The sequence below is a fragment of the Pseudomonas sp. PvP028 genome, from assembly GCF_017832255.1.
Lineage (GTDB): Bacteria > Pseudomonadota > Gammaproteobacteria > Pseudomonadales > Pseudomonadaceae > Aquipseudomonas > Aquipseudomonas syringae.
Map to the genome: position 1 here is coordinate 4,320,694 of NZ_JAFIBL010000001.1, position 18,435 is coordinate 4,339,128.

Sequence of the window (18,435 nt, forward strand, 5' to 3'; positions counted from 1 at the left end):
CCATGGTGGCCGATGACCAGCAAGTGCTGGAGCAGGTGCCGTTGCTCGACACTGCGGAGCGCGAGTACCTGCTGAAGGATATCAATGCCACAGAGCGCGCCTACCCTGTCGGTCAGTTGATGCATCGCTTGTTCGAGGCGCATGCCGAAGCTGCACCGCAGGCAATTGCAGTCCGCCAGAGTGAGCAAACGCTGACCTACGCCGAACTCGACAGCCGAGCCAATGCCTTGGCTCAGCACCTGCGCAAACACGGTGTGGGGCCAGGAACCCGGGTGGCGATCCTGCTGGATCGGTCGGTGGAATTGCTGGCCAGCATGCTGGCCACCCTCAAGTGCGGCGCGGCTTATCTGGCGCTGGATCGTCTGGCGCCCGAAGAGCGCCTGCGCTTCATGCTCGAGGACAGCGAAGCCATCATGCTGCTGAGCCGTAGCGACCTGACGGCACCTGACATGACGCCAAGACTGGATCTGGACACACTGGAACTGTCGGCGCTGAACCAGGGGCCAGTCGTGCTTGCAGATGAAATCGCAGGCGAAACCCCCGCGTGCATCATCTACACCTCTGGCTCCACCGGTGTGCCCAAGGGCGTGATCGTGACTCACAACGGCATTATTCGGCTGGTTCAGGACAACGGCTACTACGACTTCTCCGCCGAGGACCGTGTGGCGTTTTCGTCCAACCCGGCGTTCGACGCCAGCACTCCGGAAATCTGGGGTGCATTGCTCAATGGCGGCCAGTCGGTGATTATCGAGCCGCAGGTGCTGCTTGAGCCGGTGGCCTTCGCCGCCCTGCTGAAGCGCCATGGTGTAACAGCCATGATCAGCTCGACCGCCCTCTTCAACCTGTATGCCGGGTTGATTCCCGAGGCCCTGGCAGGCCTGCGCATGATCATGTGTGGCGGCGAGCGCGCTGATCCGGCCTCGTTCCGTCGGGTCCGGGAGCACTCCGCTCAGGTACGCCTGTTCAACGGCTATGGCCCGACCGAGGGCACCACCTGTGCCACCAGCTACGAAATTTTCGATGTACTGCCTGACACCCTGAGTCTGCCGATTGGCAAGCCTAATGCCAACGTGCGGGTCTATGTGCTTGACGCCGGGCGCGAGCCGGTGCCGATGGGTGTGGTCGGCGAGATCTACATCGGTGGCACAGGCGTCGCACTCGGCTACCTGAACCGCCCGGAACTGACCGCCGAACGTTTCAGCGAAGACCCGTTCAGCCAGCAGGCCGGCGCGAGACTCTATCGCACCGGCGACCTGGCGCGCTGGTTGCCGGACGGTAACCTTGAATACCTGGCGCGTAACGATGGGCAGGTAAAGGTACGCGGCTTCCGCGTCGAGCTTGGCGAAATCGAAAGCGTCCTGCACTTGTGCGACGGCGTGCGCAACTCCGTGGTGGTGGCACATGAAGCCAGCCCGGGTGACACCCGTCTGGTGGCTTATTACACCGTGCATGCAGACGCTGAAGCACCTGATCCAGAGGATCTGCGTGCGCAATTGAGTGCCGGTTTAGCGGAGTACATGGTGCCGAGTGTGTTCATGCGCCTGGATACCTTGCCGCTTACGCTCAATGGCAAGGTCGACCAGAAAGCACTGCCGGCACCGGACCTGAACGCCATGTCCGCGCGAACTTACGTTGCGCCGGAGGGTGCCACCGAACAGGCCTTGGCGGACATATTCCAGGAGCTGCTGAGCCTTGAACGAGTGGGTCGCCATGATGGCTTCTTCGAGCTTGGCGGTCACTCGCTGCTGGCTGCGCAACTGGTTTCCCGTGTGCGTCAGCAACTGAACGGCGACATGGCGCTGCGTCAGCTGTTCAATCACCCGACCGTGGCCGAACTGGCGAAAGTGGTCGACGGCCTGCAAGCGGCCGACACCGACAGTATCGAACCCATCGAGCGTAACGCGCCGCTGGCACTGTCCTTTTCCCAGCAGCGCCTGTGGTTCCTCGACAGGCTCGACCCTGGTGCCAGTGGCGCCTACCACATGCCGATGTCGCTGCTGCTGCGCGGCGAGCTTGATCACGGCGCGCTCAAGGCTGCGCTCGACCGTCTGGTTGCACGTCATGAAAGCCTGCGCACCACCTTCGAGCTGCACGGCGAACATCCGGTGCAGGTCATCGCTGCGGCGGACAGCGGTTTCGCCCTGGCAGAGCAGGACTTGCGCTCGCAGCCTTATGAACAGGCCAGCCTCAGCGCTTCACGCATCGCCGACAGCGAGGTCGCTGCACCGTTTGACCTGCGTCAGGGCCCGCTGATTCGCGGGCGTCTGCTGCGCCTGGCGGATGATGAGCATATGTTGCTGATCACCCAGCACCACATCATCTCCGACGGCTGGTCGGTGGGTGTGCTGATCAACGAGTTCGTCGCTCTCTACCAGGCCTTCAGTCAGCATCAGCCTGACCCGTTACCGGCCCTGTCAATTCAGTACGCCGACTACGCCGCCTGGCAACGCCGCACCTTTACCGGCGAGCGCCTTGCCGAGCAGGCCGACTTCTGGCGTGAGCACCTGGGTGGCGCGCCGACGCTGCTGTCGCTGCCCACCGACCGGCCGCGTCCGGCGCTGCAAAGCTACCGCGGCGGCGCGGTGCCCGTGACGATCGATGCGACGCTTTATCAGCGTCTGGAGCGCTTCTGCCAGGCCCATAACGTCACCCTGTTCATGGGCCTGCTCAGTGCCTGGTCGGTGCTTATGGCACGTCTGGGCAACGAACGCGATGTAGTGATAGGCGTGCCGAGCGCCAACCGTGGCCGCACCGAAACCGAGAACCTGATCGGTTTCTTCGTCAACACCCTGGCCCTGCGCATTGATCTGGCGCAGAACCCCAGCGTGGCGCAACTGCTGGAGCAGGTCCGCCAGACCACGCTGGCGGCCCATGAACATCAGGACATTCCGTTCGAGCAAGTGATCGAAGCCTTGCAGCCGCCACGCTCGATGAGCCATAGCCCGCTGTGTCAGGTCGCCCTGTCGCTGGATAACACCAGCATCGGCGGCGAGTTGAAGCTGCCGGGCCTTAGCCTGCACCCCGTGTTACAAGCCCATGAAACCGCGCAGTTCGACCTGATGCTGATCCTGGGCAGCGAAAACGGCACCCTCACCGGGGTTATCGAATACGCCAGCGATCTCTTCGATCGCGCCACCGTCGAGCGTTTTGCCCAGCATTTCCATACGCTGCTGGAAGCGATGGTCGAGGATGTCGCGCAACCTGTGCTCGGCCTGCCGTTGCTCAGCCCGGCGCAGCGCCTGGCCTCGCCAGCGCTGCTGCAGCCCAAGGCGGTATTCGCGTCGGGTCTGATGGTGCATCAGCGCTTCGAACAGTTCGCCGCCGCCCATCCGCAAAACATCGCGCTGGTCTTTGGCGGGCAAGAGGTGAGTTACCAGACGCTCAATCGCCGAGCCAACCGTCTGGCCCATGAACTGCTTGCCCAAGGCGTACGTCCCGATGACCGGGTGGCGATCCTCGCAGAGCGTGGCACGCAGATGATCTGCGCGGTGCTGGCCGTGCTCAAGGCCGGTGCGGCCTACGTACCGCTGGACCCGACTTACCCCACCGAGCGTCTCGGCTACCTGCTGACAGACAGTGCGCCGGTAGCGTTGCTGGCCCAGTCGGCCTGCCTCGACGTGCTGCCGGTACACAGCGTGCCGGTACTGACCCTCGGCGCGGACAACGACAGTGCCGATTTGGCAGATGAATCGCTGGACCGCAACCCTGAGCCTGCTGCGCCGGGTCTGTCTCGCGAGCATTTGGCATACGTCATTTACACCTCAGGGTCTACAGGCCTGCCCAAAGGTGTGCTGGTGGAGCACGGCAACGTTGCACGCCTGTTCGACGCCACCGCCGGGCAATTCAACTTCGGGCCTGAGGATGTCTGGACGCTGTTCCACTCCTTTGCCTTCGACTTCTCGGTCTGGGAAATCTGGGGCGCGCTGTGCTACGGCGGCAAACTGGTCATCGTCCCGAGTGAGGTGGCGCGTTCACCGGATGACTTCTATGCGCTGGTCTGCGAGCAGCAGGTCACCGTTCTGAACCAGACGCCAAGCGCTTTCCGCCAGTTCATCCAGGCTCGCGAACGCAGCCCGCAGGAGCATGCGCTGCGTGAAGTGGTGTTCGGGGGGGAGGCTTTGGACTTCCGCAGCCTGCAGCCCTGGACCGCACGCACACCGCTGTCGCGTACCCGTCTGGTGAACATGTACGGCATCACGGAAATCACCGTGCATGCCACTTACTATCCGATCAGCCAGTCGGAAATCGACACAGCCATGCCAAGTCTGATCGGGCCGGCACTTGATGACCTGTGCCTGCGTATCCTCGATGACTATCAGCAGCCGGTGCCGGTCGGCGTCAATGGCGAGATTTACATTGGCGGTGCCGGGGTTGCCCGGCATTACCTGAACCGCACCGAACTGAATGCCGAACGTTTTATTGCCGACCCCTATGCGTTGCAAAGCGGCGCACGGCTCTACCGCACTGGCGACGTTGCGCACTACCGCAGCGACGGCGGCGTGGTCTACGTCGGCCGCAATGACTCGCAAATCAAGATTCGCGGTTTTCGTATCGAGTTGGGCGAGATCGAGGCGCAATTGCTCGCCTGCCCCGACGTTCGTGAAGCGATGGTCATCGTGCGTGAGGATCGCCCTGGTGACAAACGCCTGGTCGCCTATCTGATTGCCGAGGACGGCGCTGCTCCCGAGTCAGCGCTTCTGCGCAGCCAACTGGCCAGCGTGCTGGCCGAACACATGCTGCCAAGCGCCTTTGTGACCCTTGAAACCTGGCCGTTGACCACCAACGGCAAGCTGGACCGTGCCGCCCTGCCCGCGCCGGACCAGTTCGCAACGGTGAGTCGTGACTACGAAGCACCGCTAGGCGCTATCGAAACGACCCTGGCCGCTGCCTGGCAGGAATTGCTCGGGGTTGAACGTGTCGGTCGCCAGGATCACTTCTTCGAACTGGGTGGTCACTCCTTCCTGGTGATTAACCTGATAGAGCGCTTGCGTCAGATCGGCTTGGTGCTGGACGTCAGCACGGTGTTCTCGGCGCCAACCCTGCAAGCCATGGCTGCGGTCCTGGCGGGCGGCACTGCGGCGGAACGGGTCGCCCCGGCGAACCTGATTCCGGTCGATTGCACGGCATTGACCCCGGACATGCTGCCGTTGGTGAAGCTGACCCGGCAGGAACTGGAACATATCGTTGCCGATGTGCCAGGCGGCGTCGCCAATGTTCAGGATATCTACCCACTGTCGTCGCTGCAGGAAGGCATCCTGTTTCACCATCTGTTGCAGTCAGAAGGCGACGCCTACCTGATGCGCACCATAGCGACGTTCGACAGCCGTGCGTTGCTCGACAAATTCCTCGGCGCGCTGCAAGTGGTGATCAACCGCCACGACATCATGCGCAGCTCACTGCGCTGGCAAGGTCTGCCGCAACCGGTACAAGTGGTGCATCATCAGGCAACGTTGCCAGTCATTCAGCTCGACACTGCACCGGGTGAAGACGCCTTGCAGATGCTGCGCGAACGCACCAATACCTACCATATGCGCCTGGACCTGCAACAGGCACCGCTGATAGCCGCGTATATCACCTACGATACCCGGCAGGAAAAGTGGCTGATGGCGTTGCTGGACCATCACCTTATCAGCGACAACGTCACCCTGCGCCTGATCATGGGCGAGATCCAGGCAGTGATGGACGGACGCGCCGACGCCCTGCCGCCATCGCAGCCGTACCGCAACTTCATCGCCCAGGCCGCGTGTGTGTCCCAGGCCGAACATGAAGCCTACTTCCGTCAACTGCTGGGGGATGTCGATACCACCACTGCGCCTTACGGCGTGCTCGATGTGCGTGGCGGCGATGCAACAATCCTGCGTTCGGTGCAGGATCTGAGCGACGATCTCAGCGCGCGGATCCACGCCACCGCACGGGCTCAGGGCGTGCCGACCTCGGTGCTGTTCCATGCGGCATGGGGCTTGGTGGTAGCCGCCACCAGCGGCCGCGACGACGGGATTTTCGGTACCGTGCTTTCGGGACGTTCCCAAGGCACCTCCGGTGCCAACCATGCGCTGGGCATGTTCATCAACACCTTGCCGATGCGTATTCGCCTGCAACAAAACAGCGTGCGCGATATCGTTCAGGACGCCTACCAACAGCTCAGCGGCCTGCTGACCCACGAGCAGGCGCCACTGGCCCTGGCGCAGCGCTGCAGCGCAGTGGATGCATCGCTGCCGATGTTCACCGTGATCCTCAATTGCCGTCACGGTGATCTGGTGAACACTGCCGGGGAAAACATCGAGGACATGGGCGAGGAGCAGGAAGGTGTTCATTTCCTGGGCTCCGAAACCCGTACCAACTACCCGATCGAAATTGCCGTAGCCAATGAGGCCAATGGCTTTTCGCTGACCGCGCAGTCTATAGATGGCATCGATCCGCACCGGATTGCCGCCTACCTCGGTCAGGCGGTTGCCGAGCTGGTCAATGCCCTTGAGCAGGATCCGGCACGCCTGGCAAGCTGCCTGGAAGTGATTCCGCAGGCCGAGCGGCAACTGCTGCTCAACGACTTCAACGACACTGCCAGCGACTTCGCACCGGTCGTGCCGATCCATACCTTGTTCGAAGACCAGGTCCGCCGCAATCCTGACGCCGTGGCGCTGGTCTACGAAGACCGCCAGCTAAGCTATCGCCAGCTCAACCGCCGTGCCAACCACATAGCCCGGCAACTGCTGCAACTTGGTGTACAACCGGACGAGCGCGTGGCCATCTGCGCCGAGCGCAGCCTGGATATGATTGTCGGCCTGCTGGGGGTGCTCAAATCAGGCGCCGCCTACGTGCCGATCGACCCTGCCCACCCAACTGACCGCATGGCCTTCATGCTGCAGGACAGCCAGCCGCGTGCGCTGCTGACCCAGAGCGCCCTCAGTCTGCCGGCCGGCGATACACCACTGATGCTGCTCGACAGCGCTGAATCACTGCTGGCGGCGGATGATCAGGCGTTCGATGCCAATCCGCTGGTCGACAGCCTGACGGCGGAAAACCTGGCCTACGTGATCTACACGTCAGGCTCCACAGGCCAGTCGAAAGGTGTGATGGTCGAGCATCACTCGGTGTTCAACTTCTGGAACGTGCTGACCCGCACGACCCACCAGCATTGCCCGACCCCGGCCACCGTGGCGCTAAATGCCGGCTTCTTCTTCGACATGTCGATCAAAGGCATCTCGCAATTGTTCTCCGGCCACACGCTGGTGATCATCCCGCAACTGCTGCGTGCCAACGGCAGCGAACTGCTGGACTTCCTCGAAGCCCATCAGGTTCATGCCTTCGACTCGACGCCGTCGCAGCTCGACACCCTGCTCTCGGCCGGTTTGCTGGAACGCAGCAGCTATCAGCCGGTCAGCGTGCTGCTGGGTGGCGAAGCGATTAACGCCGGCACCTGGGAGAAACTGCGCAACTGCCCGACCATCCGTTTTTACAACATGTATGGTCCGACCGAATGCACAGTGGACGCGACCATCGATCTGATCCGCGATCTGGGTGAAAAACCAAGCATCGGCCGCCCCATCGCCAACGTTCAGGTGCATGTTCTGGATGCGCGTGGCGAGCCGGCGCCACTGGGCGTCGTCGGTGAAATTCACATTGGCGGTCGCGGTGTGGCCCGCGGTTACCTCAACCGTGACGAGCTGAGTGCCGAACGTTTCATCGTCGACCGGTTCTCCGATGTCGCCAATGCACGCCTTTACAAAACCGGCGACCTGGGTCGCTGGCTGGCAGACGGCACGCTGGAATACATGGGCCGCAACGACTTCCAGGTGAAGGTTCGCGGTTTCCGTATCGAGCTGGGTGAAATCGAAAACGTTCTGCTGGCCGTACCAGGCATCCGCGAGGTGGTGGTGATTGCCCGCAACGACAGCCAGGGTGATTCGGACAGCCAGCGCCTGGTCGCTTATGTCTGCGGTGAATCGGTTGCGGCCGAGCACTTGCGTAGCGAGCTGCTCAAGCATCTGCCTGAGTACATGGTGCCCAGCGCCTTCGTCCAGCTGGATGCCCTGCCGCTGACCTCGAACGGCAAGCTCGACCGCCGAGCGCTGCCGGCCCCCGGTCAGGATGCGTTGGCCAGCAAGGCTTACGAGGCGCCGCAAGGCGAAACCGAAGAGGCCATCGCCGAAATATGGAAAGCCCTGCTGCATCTGGATCAGGTCGGCCGCGACGACGGCTTCCTTGAACTGGGCGGCCATTCGTTGCTCGCCGTGCAATTGCTGTCGCGACTGCGACGCAAGCTCGGTACACGAATCACCTTGCGCGAACTGTTCGACGCACCGACCGTTCGTGGCCTGGCCTCATTGGTCAACGCCACCGCGCCAAGTGAAGCGCAATCGATTCCAAGGGCGGATCGCTCGGGACGTCTGCCATTGTCATTCTCCCAGCAACGCCTGTGGTTCCTGGATCATCTGGATCATGCTGCCGGTGCGGCCTATCACTTGCCGATGGCCTTGCGCCTGACAGGGACGCTGGACACGGTTGCCTTGCAGGCGACGCTTGATCGTCTGGTTGCACGCCACGAAACCCTGCGCACGCGTTTTGAACTGGTGGACGGTGAACCGGTGCAGAAGATCGCCCCGGCCGATACCCGCTTTCCGCTGTTGCACCAGGATCTGCGCGATCTTTCCAGTGACCAGCGCACGGCGACCCTGACCCGTCTGGGTCAGGAAAATGCCACGCAACTGTTCGATCTGACCAAGGGCCCGATGCTGCGCGGGCATCTGCTGCAGGTTGCGGATGCCGAGCACGTGCTGTTGATCACGCTGCACCACATCGTCTCCGATGGCTGGTCCAACAGTGTGCTTGCCCAGGAAGTGAGCGTGCTTTACGCCGCCTTCAGTCAAGGCCAGAAAGACCCGCTGCCAGCACTGCCACTGCAATACGTGGACTACGCCGCCTGGCAACGGCAATCCCTTGACGGCCCGGCGCTGCAAGCTCAGATCGACTTCTGGCGCACGCATCTGGAAGGTGCGCCAAGCGTATTGAACCTGCCACTGGACCGTCCGCGCCCAGCCATCCAGAGCTATACCGGCGGGATGATCGACTGTGTGCTCTCGCCAGAGCTGAGTGCCGACTTGCGTTCCTTCAGTCAGGCTCAGGGCAGCACACTGTTCATGGTCCTGCTGGCAGGCTGGTCGATGCTCATGAGTCACCTCAGCGGCCAGAACGATGTGGTGGTTGGTACACCTGTCGCCAATCGTCAACGCCCGGAGCTGGAGCCACTGATCGGCTTCTTTGCCAATACGCTGGCATTGCGTGTGGCAACCTGCCGAGAGACCCGACTGAGTGAAGTGCTCGGTCGGATCAAAGACATCACGCTGTCTGCCTACAGTCATCAGGATCTACCGTTCGAGCAAGTGGTAAGCGCCTTGCAGCCAACCCGTAGCATGAGCCACAGCCCGTTGTTCCAGGTGATGCTGAGCCTGGACAACACGCCCCCTTCGCTGTTGCAACTGCCCGGCCTGGAAGTCGAGTCGCTGGACAGCGCCCATATCACCACTCAGTTTGACCTGTCTTTGTCACTCACCGATACCGGCGAAAGCCTGAGCGGCGGTCTGCAATACTCCAGCGACCTGTTCGACAAAACCACTGTACAGGCCATCATGCAGCTGTTTGCCAGGGTTCTGGAGAACATGGTGACTGACGCACAGCAGTCGATCGGTCAAGTGCTGGACAACACGCCGGCGCTGCCGCGTTCGGCGCATAGCGCGGCGCTCGCTGCGACGGTCGAGGACGAACAGCCTGAAGACCTGCCTTACGAAGCACCCGAAGGCGACACCGAGATCGCCCTCGCCAACCTCTGGAAGGAGTTGCTCAAGCTGGACAAGGTCAGTCGCCATGACGACTTCTTCAGGCTGGGCGGTATTTCGCTGATGGCCGTGCAGATGGCGTCGCGTTTGCGCAAGGTACTCGGCAAACCGATCGCTGTCCGCGATCTGTTTATCGAGCCGACCATTGCCGGTTTCGCCAGGACACTGGACAGCCAGACACGTCCCGGCCATCACAGCAATCTGGTACCGGTCCGTCGCACTGGCTCGAAAAGGCCGCTGTTCCTGGTCCACCCGTTGGGCGGCGAAGTGCAGTACGTGCGCGATCTGGCCGCGGCAATCGACCCACAGGTGCCGCTCTATGGCTTGGCCGCCAGTGGCCTGGCAGCTGGCGAGAAGCCGTTGTCTGACGTGCCGGCCATGGCGGCGAGTTACCTGGCAGCGATTCGCCAGGTACAACCGAAAGGGCCTTACCGGATCGGCGGCTGGTCTGCAGGTGGTCTTATCGCTTATGAAATGGCCCGCCAGCTGCAATCCAGCGGTGAACAGCTGGAGTTCCTCGGCATCATCGATACCTCCGCGCGTCTTGAGCAGCAAGCGCCGGAGGTATTGAGCGAAGGTCAATTCCTGATGAGCTGGCTACCCGAGCAGCTTGATCCCGAGGTTCTCCGGCAGCTCACCGAGCTGGCCAGCGCGGATGCCGTCGAGGAAATGCTGGCATTTTGCATGGCACAGCGCCTGCTTCCGGAAGAACTGCCGCAGAACGTCGATGCCACCATGCTACGCAGCCATGTTGCGGTGGCCCATGCGATCCATATCGCCATCAGTGCCTATGTCAGCCTGCCCGCCCCGCTTCACGTGACACTGTTTACCGCAAGCGGGCAGGAGCGTACCGATCCGCTGCTGGGTTGGGGGGCTTTGCTTGAAACACCGGTGAGCGTTACAGCGCTTCCCGGCACCCACGACACACTGGTCAGGGCGCCTCACGTCAGCGCATTGGGCCAGGCGATCTCTCGAGCGCTCGACAAGGAGCCCGTCCAAATGAGCAGCAGTGAAGAGGTCCATGTTCGATAACCGCACTTTCTGACGGGTAACCGCTCGGTTGTGCAGGATGTCCCGGTATCCCGTGACAGACTTTTCCTGCACAACTCAGCTTAATTGGATCCTCAAGCTGAATCGTTTCTTGTGAAGATAATCGCGCTTGATACCGGATTCGAGTGATGTTGAGGCGCGAAGGATTTGAGCGGTCTTAGGGCCGAATTCACAGTCTGGGCGACAGAATTGCACGCAACTTCTGATCTTCAGGAATGGACATATGAACCGACAAGTGAATGCCAAAGATGAAGTGAAAACGCACATTTATCTGGAACTCGGGAAGCTGGTGTCTAGCGTCGGAGATGACATGTTTCTGAGCAATATGTACCAGTTAATCAATACATCGCTGGCTGTAAGCCGTGTGGAACTGAGCGAGTGGACCGTTGATGACAGTCAGGCGACGGTGACCGATGTACAGTTGCTGGGCTACGCGGGCGCTGAGTTGAATCCGCAGATGCAAACGGTGTGTCCGACCCGTGCCAGACACCGCAGCGACCATCCACTGGTCAAGCGCGTGCTGGAGGTAGAGGACGACCTGCTGATTCACCTGAACGCCCGGATGAAAAACCAGCAAGGCAATGACTGTCTCGGAACCTCCCACCAGTGCAGCATGATTTCGCGCAAGGCCAATCGCTGTTGTGTGATCTCACTGCACCGTCCGCAAGCTGACAAAGATTACTCGTTGCAAGAGCTGTCTTTTTTGAAATACCTCTCGGAGGCCCTGCTGCCTTTGTCGGAGCGCCATGCCCGCGCCCATCGCCAATCCGGTATGAAAAGCGCTGGGGTGCCGCTGTCCCATGGCCCGCTTTCCCTCGAGCACAAGCAATTGCAAAGCGAGTTCAACGAGCGCTTGCGTGCCTGCGACGTCTCACTCTCGGCACGGGAGAAGGAGGCCTGTCTGGAATTCCTCGCGGGCAGCACAGTTCCTGAAATCGCAGAGAAGCTTTGCGTCAAGAGCAGTTCTGTCGAAACCTATCTGAAACGCTCCGCCGCCAAGCTGGGTATCAGCGGTCGACATGGGCTGGCCAAGTGGCTGATATGCGCAGAATGAACAAATCCGTTAGCCCATGGCTATTTGCAGTACTGTCGTTGAGCGGCTGCTCGCTGATTCCGGACTATCAGCGCCCGGCAGCCCCGGTTGCCGCACACTACCCACAATCTTTCGACTCGGCGCCAGCGCTTTCTGGCCCACTGGCGGCGGACATGGGATGGCGTGACCTGTTCCGCGACCCTACGCTGCAACAACTTATCGAAAGCGCCCTGCTCAACAATCGTGACTTGCGCGTGGCAGCACTTAACGTCGAAGCCTATCAAGCGCAATATCGCATTCAGCGCGCCGATCTGTTTCCCGCGATCAGCGCCACGGGCAGCGGTACCCGGCAACGCCAGCCCGCCAGTATCACGCAGACCGGCGGCCCGGTGACCAGCGGTACTTATTCGGCGACGCTGGGCATCAGTTCCTATGAACTGGATTTGTTCGGACGCATACGCAGCATCAGCGATCAGGCCTCGCTCACCTATTTGTCCAGCGAAGAGGCCCAGCGCAGCGCTCAACTCAGTCTGGTGGCGAGTGTCGCCACCGCTTACCTTACCTGGCGTGCCGACCAAGAGCTGTTAGCCTTGACTCAGGACACGCTGATGTCCTACGAAAAAAGCCTGAAGCTGACCACTCGTAGCCAGCAAGTCGGCGCTTCCTCGTCACTGGACCTGGCCCAGTCGCGTACATCGGTGGAGAGCGCACGAGCAAGTCTGGCGACGTTCCAGCGCCAGGTCGCCCAGGACCTCAATAACCTGACCTTGCTGGTGGGCACGACGGTTGCGGACACCACGCCCAGCCGTCCGTTGTCCTCGGAATGGCTCGCTGAAGTGCCTGCGGGGCTGCCTTCTGACCTGCTGCAACGACGCCCGGACATTCTGGAAGCCGAATACCAGTTGCAGTCGGCCAACGCCAGTATCGGTGCTGCGCGAGCGGCGTTCTTCCCGAGTATTACCCTGACGGCCAACGCCGGTACATCCAGCACCGAGCTGTCCGGCCTGTTTAAAGCGGGTTCGGGAGGCTGGGTGTTTTCGCCGCAGATCAATATTCCGATTTTCAACGCCGGCAGTCTGCGGGCAAGCCTTGATTACTCGAAGATCCAGAAGAATATAAGCGTTTCAAAGTACGAAAAATCGATACAGACCGCCTTTCAGGAGGTCTCCGATGGTCTGGCTGCGCGCCAGACCTACAAACGTCAGCTGAAAGCGCAGAGCGACCTTGTACAAGCAAGCCAGGAGTATTACAGCCTTGCCGAACGCCGCTATCGCATTGGCGTCGATAGCAGCCTGACATTCCTCGATGCACAACGCTCTTTATTCAGCGCTCAACAAACCCTGATCACCGACCGACTGTCGCAGCTGACCGCCGAAGTCAATCTCTACAAGGCGCTGGGCGGCGGCTGGACAGAGCGTACATCAAAACCCTTGTGAGGAACTGAAGATGGGCACATTCGAACCAGGAGCACATGTACGCCTTCGCTCGGGCGGCAAAATCATGGTGGTCAAGCATGAAGCTGCGATCACTCCTCTCCCGGACACTCTGCTGGTGATGTGCGAGTACCGGTCAAAGAATCGTCTGGTGCAGGGCTTTTATTCGGAGCGGGATCTGATCCTTGCGCGCCGCGAGCCAGTGCCCAATCATGACTGAGAGCAACCCGGCCTAGCGGGTTGCGTCGCATCAGGAACCACTTGGGCGTCGCAGGGATTGCAGCAATCGCTGAACCGGTACTAAATGACACTGATCATTTGACCCGCAGGCAGTCCGGTGCAGTAGATGACATTGCGATAAGCGGCTTGATCAGTTGCGCTTGTGCAAGCATGTTCTGGCTGTGCAAGCTGTAGAGTCTGTCCCTGGACTGGCTGGTCATAACAGAACATCAACGCTTTATTCGGGCGTTTCGGATATCCCCCCGCCACCCTTACTGGACTTTTCTTCGACGTCCGAACCGCTGTGCAGTTCTGATACGTTTGCCAAGTGTGGTCTTATGTTGTTGGCGGCCCATATGCGCTGGACGCTGGCCGGCGATATACCGACAAGCTTCGCCATGCTTCGACAGCTCCAGCGAGCGTGACCTACACACGGCTGAGTGACTTGATCAAGGGCTTTCCTCAAGGCTTCGACTGGCAGGGATGACTTGCGGCCTCTTCCAGGCAGATCCACCAGACCTTGCAGGCGCAGCTCTCGGAAGCGCTTGCACCAGCGGGTGACTGAAACAACCGATAGCCCGGTCAACCTGGCAATCTCGTTACGCGAGCAGCCTTGTGCAGCAAGCAAAATCACCTGCGCCCGGCGGCCTTCGCGCTGACTGACCGTGATGGATTCAAAGCGCCGATTCAACTCGACCTCTTCATCTTCACTGAGCACAATGCCACGGTAGCTCACGTGACCACTCCACTCATTATTAACCTCATAAGTACAATCAACGGTCGGTACACATTTAATAGATGGCGTATGGCGGGGTACTGTCGGGTTGAATAACTCAGGCGAAGATCGCGGTGGTGGCCACGTTATACAACGCAATAATCGCGAACAGTCCAATGACCAATGAAACAAATCGGTTGACTCGATTGCCCGATAGTAACGAGGGTAGCTTTCGGCCGAAAAATGCGCCCAACGCGACCCACGTTATTCCGACAGGAATAACGACCAACGAAAAAACAGTCATGAATGCCCCATAACTTTCCAAGTGCAAAAAGGTTCCAGCGGGCGCTATGATCGTAGCGAAAAACAGCCCTTTTGGATTGTTGAGTGTTGCCAAAAACAACGCTCGGATCGAAATCGGCGCTGGCTTTCCATCGGTGTCCTGTTGAATCGAAAACCACAATTTCAGAGAAATATAGAACAGGAGCATCACGGCCAGAACTTTGGTCGCGACCACCACCCAGCCATAGTTTTCGATCATTGCGTCGATGGACAAACCCCACGAGGTGATCTGAATCAGATAAGCCGCCCACTCGGCAGCGACCAGCTTCAGCGAATACATGCCCAGCCCGCGACTGATGCCTGATTGCAGCAGCAGCGAATTAGTCGGCCCTGGCACCAGCAGCAAGGTGAGCATTGCAATTGCAACGTAATACATGGCCATACCCAACACTCCAAAATAGATTTTTTTTCCAGCTCGCCGGGGGTTTCAAACATGAAAACCACTGGCGCATGGGCAAGCGCCTAAGCCTTCAGGACATTGCTGAAGCTGGCATCGATTGTTAATCCACGGTTGACCTTGTTTTACTACGTACGCTCATTTCATTAACAAGGCGCTTACAACGTATCCGTTATCGATTTGACGCAGACTTACTGCCGCCCTCGATGTCTTGTTAGTCGCCCCCCTTCAAGCACCCTCCACACCGCCCCGCTCTCCGATGACAACCCTGTCGCCGGCTTTGAGCCCCGAAAGTACTTCGACCCTGACCTGGTTGTTGATACCTGGCACCACGTCCGCTGTTCTGACCTCGTCACCTTCACCCAGAACTCTTACGCTGTAGGTGCCGTCTTCCCGCCGGTCACCCAGTGCGGTAACAGGAATCGTCAACACGCCCTCCTTCGCCTCCAGCACAATTCGGACGTTAGCGGTCATGTCGATGTAGAAGCGGCTTTCAAGGTTGGGGACATCAAAAAGGGCGTTGTAGAAGACGGCTTTACTGTTTTCGCCTGTTGCTCCGGACTGGCTTGCAGCGTCCACAGGACCTGGTTCGATCGCCTTGAGGGTGGCGTTATAGCGTGTATCAGGATCGCCCGGGATAGTGAAGTAAACCGCAAGACCGGGTTTGATTTTGAGCACGTCGGCTTCGGAAACCTGCGCCTTCACGGTCATGGTGTCGAGTTGCGCCATCTTCAGAATGACCGGTGCCATCTGGTCTGCAATGACGGTCTGGCCCTCCTGAGTGACGATGGCGAGGACCTGACCATCCATTGGTGCGAAGATTCGTGTGTAGTCGAGTTTGATGCGTGCCGCTTCTTCCTGCACGCGGGCGGTCTGCAATTGTGCGGTGAGCGAAACCAGATTGGCGCGCTGGGCCTCCAGCTCAAATCGAGTCTTGTCCTGATCCGCTTTGGAAACCGCCGTCGTGGAGCCCAGTGCCTGGTATCTGCGATCATTCGACTCGGCAAGCTTCAACTTATGCAGCGTCGCGTCCCGTTCAGCCGTGAGTTGTTCGATTTTGACGACCGCCTGGCGCAGAGCATTTCTGGCGGGCAGAGGGTCGATCTCTGCCAACAGCTGGTTTTTTCTGACCATGTCACCAGGTTTGACCTTCAAGGACTGCAATTGCCCGGAAACCTGTGCGCCGACGTCCACCTGATTACGCCCATGGAGCACACCTTGTGCCATGACGGCGTACTCCATGTCCGTAACTTCCGCTGCGGCAGAGAGAAAAGCTGTCTCTTCTTCCCCGCTTGCGCCCTTATAGAAGGCGTAGCCAGCCAGCGAGATCGTTAGATCGATCAACACGAGTCTCAAAAGGATTTTGCGGAAATTCAATTTCCGGAAAAAGCCGACAATGCTCACTGTATTCCCCGCCTAATGGGCTTCCCGGATCTCGGATGAATCAACGGCTTAACACTTAAATAAAGGGCGTACATGAGAATATCTACTTCGCCACTACCGCTGTCCTGCGAGGCAGGCGCTCATTCTTCAGCCATGCACTAATGGAAACATCAGGACCTGTGTGCGTCTGTCCCCGCATTCAGGGACATTATCGCGGGGCGTCGCCGGATGGTTGTGTCTGAAACGCAAAAACGAAACATATTTTGAGCACCCTACAGCGATCACGTGAGGCAATGGACTCTTGGCATGAAGAACTTTATTTTTGAGACAGATGGCCCGCCATGTCTTTCGTCGCAGGCGTCAGGCTTTAGTAGTTGCAATCGTGACGTATCGAAGAGGTCAGCCACGCAAAAGATCTTTTATTCTGAGACTAATATCGGGTTCCCGCTTAGGGTGTTTGTCACTTGCTAGTGAGCACCGTCGGCGCTGGCTATCCGGCCTCTAGCGAGACGCTTGTCCCCCTTTTCCCCTACAGACTGGGTATGGCCTCTATGTGTAAATTCTCTAATGCACTAGTAACATTGTCCTACAATCAGACAGTATACTCATTGCTAGGTATGAGACGGCTGCCCTGTATGCGAGGTTGCTTTTGGTTCGGCTGGAGATTAACGCCATGGGGGCGAATGTGTAATGGAAGCCAATCTACAAATGACGGGAAATCAGTCAGCGTATTTTCTGGAGCTCGGGAAGTTAATCGCAAGCGTGGGTGATGCAGGATTCGCTTCGAACATGTACCAAATCATCGCGGCCAGCGTTCCCATCGATTGCCTCGACCTGAGCGAATGGACGATCGACGAGAATGAAGGAAGCGTTATCAGCATCCAGCCTCTGGGGCAGGAGACCGCCGATCACAAACCGATGATTCTAACCGTGTCGCAGAACCAGGAGACGCTGCTCGCTCGAATGCTCAGTGTTGACGACTTTCTGCTCGTTCATCTGAAACTACCCAGCAGCGTTGGACAGGCCAGCTCTGGCCCGACAGGTACCTATCACTGCAATCTGGTGTCGCGCAAGTCGAACAGGCGCTGTGTCATTTCCTTGCACCGCGACCATCATCAACGTGATTTTTCACTTCACGAATTATCGTTTTTGAAGAATTTCTCAGAGGCCCTGTTGCCCCTGCTGGACAGACATGCCCAGACAACCCGTACCTTATGCACTGCGCATGCTGACAACGAAGCCGTTACACAGGGCGGCCAGCAGCTTCAACGCGAGTTCAACGATAAGCTGAGTCAAGCGGAGGTCCGGTTGTCATTGCGTGAAAAAGAAATATGCCTTGGCATATTGGCTGGCGCTACGGTCCCAGAGCTTGCCGACAAACTGCATGTCAAGAACAGCTCCATCGAAACCTACCTCAAGCGCGCCGGAGCGAAGCTTGGTGTGAAGGGGCGACACGGTTTGGTCAAGTGGATGACAGGCGTATCTCAAACAGCCTGAGCCCGCCCTGCGCCGCAGCGCGGTTTTACCTGTCTGATCGTCTCGCCCAGCGGGTGGCCGAAGCCAATCTGCACCAGGTGCTCGGTGATGTTGCCTGTGTCGCACCGCCAGCCAACCGCCCCTCCATCGGCTAAACCGAGTGAGGCTACTGTTGTACAGCGATAGTTTTATAAAATGCCTGTAGCGAAGCCAGCAAACACTAAAATAAAAAACAAGCGCCCCCCTGATGAAGGGCGTTGTGATGCGCACTTACTGTGCACTATCGTACCCGTGGGTACTTATTCACTTGCTATCGAGCAGGATAACTAGTATGGCGTGCCCGTCCGGAGCGTCATGCCGCTTCGCTGCTGTCCAGCACATCCAGTAATACTGCGCGGAATGACACCCAGCGTTATAAGCGTCACGTGTGATCTCTCTCTTATTATTAAGCTTTTTTCATTGCAATTCAGGTGTGAAACATGAACTATATGGTTAGTATTCGGTCATACGCTCAGATGGATTTATTTAAGGCCCCTTCGATCAATATGATCACC

Annotated in this window: 7 protein-coding genes and 1 pseudogene (1 of these 8 only partly in view); 5 read left to right on the plus strand and 3 right to left on the minus strand. The window is 59.1% G+C overall.

The annotated features are described in order from the left end of the window. The 4 genes from syrE to JOE34_RS18680 all read left to right on the plus strand — a co-directional run. Positions 1 to 10,865, plus strand: the 3' portion of a protein-coding gene (gene syrE / locus JOE34_RS18665) for a syringomycin E biosynthesis non-ribosomal peptide synthetase SyrE (RefSeq protein WP_209996425.1). It extends 17,500 nt beyond the left edge of the window; 10,865 of the gene's 28,365 nt are visible here — the last part of the coding sequence; its start codon lies off the left edge, out of view; its stop codon occupies positions 10,863 to 10,865. 241 nt (positions 10,866 to 11,106) lie between these two features. Beyond that, entirely contained in the window at positions 11,107 to 11,937 is an 831-nt protein-coding gene (locus JOE34_RS18670) for a helix-turn-helix transcriptional regulator (RefSeq protein WP_003420497.1), read from the plus strand. Further along, positions 11,934 to 13,352, plus strand: a complete 1,419-nt coding sequence (locus tag JOE34_RS18675; RefSeq protein WP_209996427.1) for an AdeC/AdeK/OprM family multidrug efflux complex outer membrane factor — start codon at positions 11,934 to 11,936, stop codon at positions 13,350 to 13,352. Before JOE34_RS18670 ends, JOE34_RS18675 begins: the two co-directional genes overlap by 4 nt. Before the next feature lie 10 nt (positions 13,353 to 13,362). Next, positions 13,363 to 13,569: a hypothetical protein gene (locus JOE34_RS18680; protein ID WP_032661764.1), complete on the plus strand. Its 207-nt coding sequence runs from the start codon at positions 13,363 to 13,365 to the stop codon at positions 13,567 to 13,569. 188 nt (positions 13,570 to 13,757) lie between these two features. On the opposite strand, the pseudogene JOE34_RS18685 reads toward JOE34_RS18680, so the two are convergent. The 3 genes and pseudogenes from JOE34_RS18685 to JOE34_RS18695 all read right to left on the minus strand — a co-directional run. Further along, positions 13,758 to 14,304 (minus strand): annotated as a pseudogene (locus tag JOE34_RS18685) (helix-turn-helix domain-containing protein); the annotation flags it as partial. A gap of 97 nt (positions 14,305 to 14,401) precedes the next feature. After that, positions 14,402 to 15,007: a LysE family transporter gene (locus JOE34_RS18690; RefSeq protein ID WP_122233363.1), complete on the minus strand. Its 606-nt coding sequence runs from the start codon at positions 15,005 to 15,007 to the stop codon at positions 14,402 to 14,404. A gap of 243 nt (positions 15,008 to 15,250) precedes the next feature. After that, complete coding sequence (locus tag JOE34_RS18695; protein WP_209996431.1) at positions 15,251 to 16,426, minus strand: efflux RND transporter periplasmic adaptor subunit; 1,176 nt, start codon at positions 16,424 to 16,426, stop codon at positions 15,251 to 15,253. 687 nt (positions 16,427 to 17,113) lie between these two features. On the opposite strand from JOE34_RS18695, the gene JOE34_RS18700 reads away from it, so the two are divergent. Further along, positions 17,114 to 17,902: a helix-turn-helix transcriptional regulator gene (locus JOE34_RS18700; RefSeq protein ID WP_004404455.1), complete on the plus strand. Its 789-nt coding sequence runs from the start codon at positions 17,114 to 17,116 to the stop codon at positions 17,900 to 17,902. Positions 17,903 to 18,435 lie beyond the last annotated feature (533 nt).

Bases quoted from the DNA above. Each gene is read 5' to 3' on its own strand.
- JOE34_RS18670 (WP_003420497.1), top strand. From the start codon at position 11,107: ATGAACCGACAAGTGAATGCCAAAGATGAAGTGAAAACGCACATTTAT.
- JOE34_RS18675 (WP_209996427.1), top strand. From the start codon at position 11,934: ATGAACAAATCCGTTAGCCCATGGCTATTTGCAGTACTGTCGTTGAGC.
- JOE34_RS18680 (WP_032661764.1), top strand. From the start codon at position 13,363: ATGGGCACATTCGAACCAGGAGCACATGTACGCCTTCGCTCGGGCGGC.
- JOE34_RS18690 (WP_122233363.1), bottom strand. From the start codon at position 15,007: ATGGCCATGTATTACGTTGCAATTGCAATGCTCACCTTGCTGCTGGTG.
- JOE34_RS18700 (WP_004404455.1), top strand. From the start codon at position 17,114: ATGACGGGAAATCAGTCAGCGTATTTTCTGGAGCTCGGGAAGTTAATC.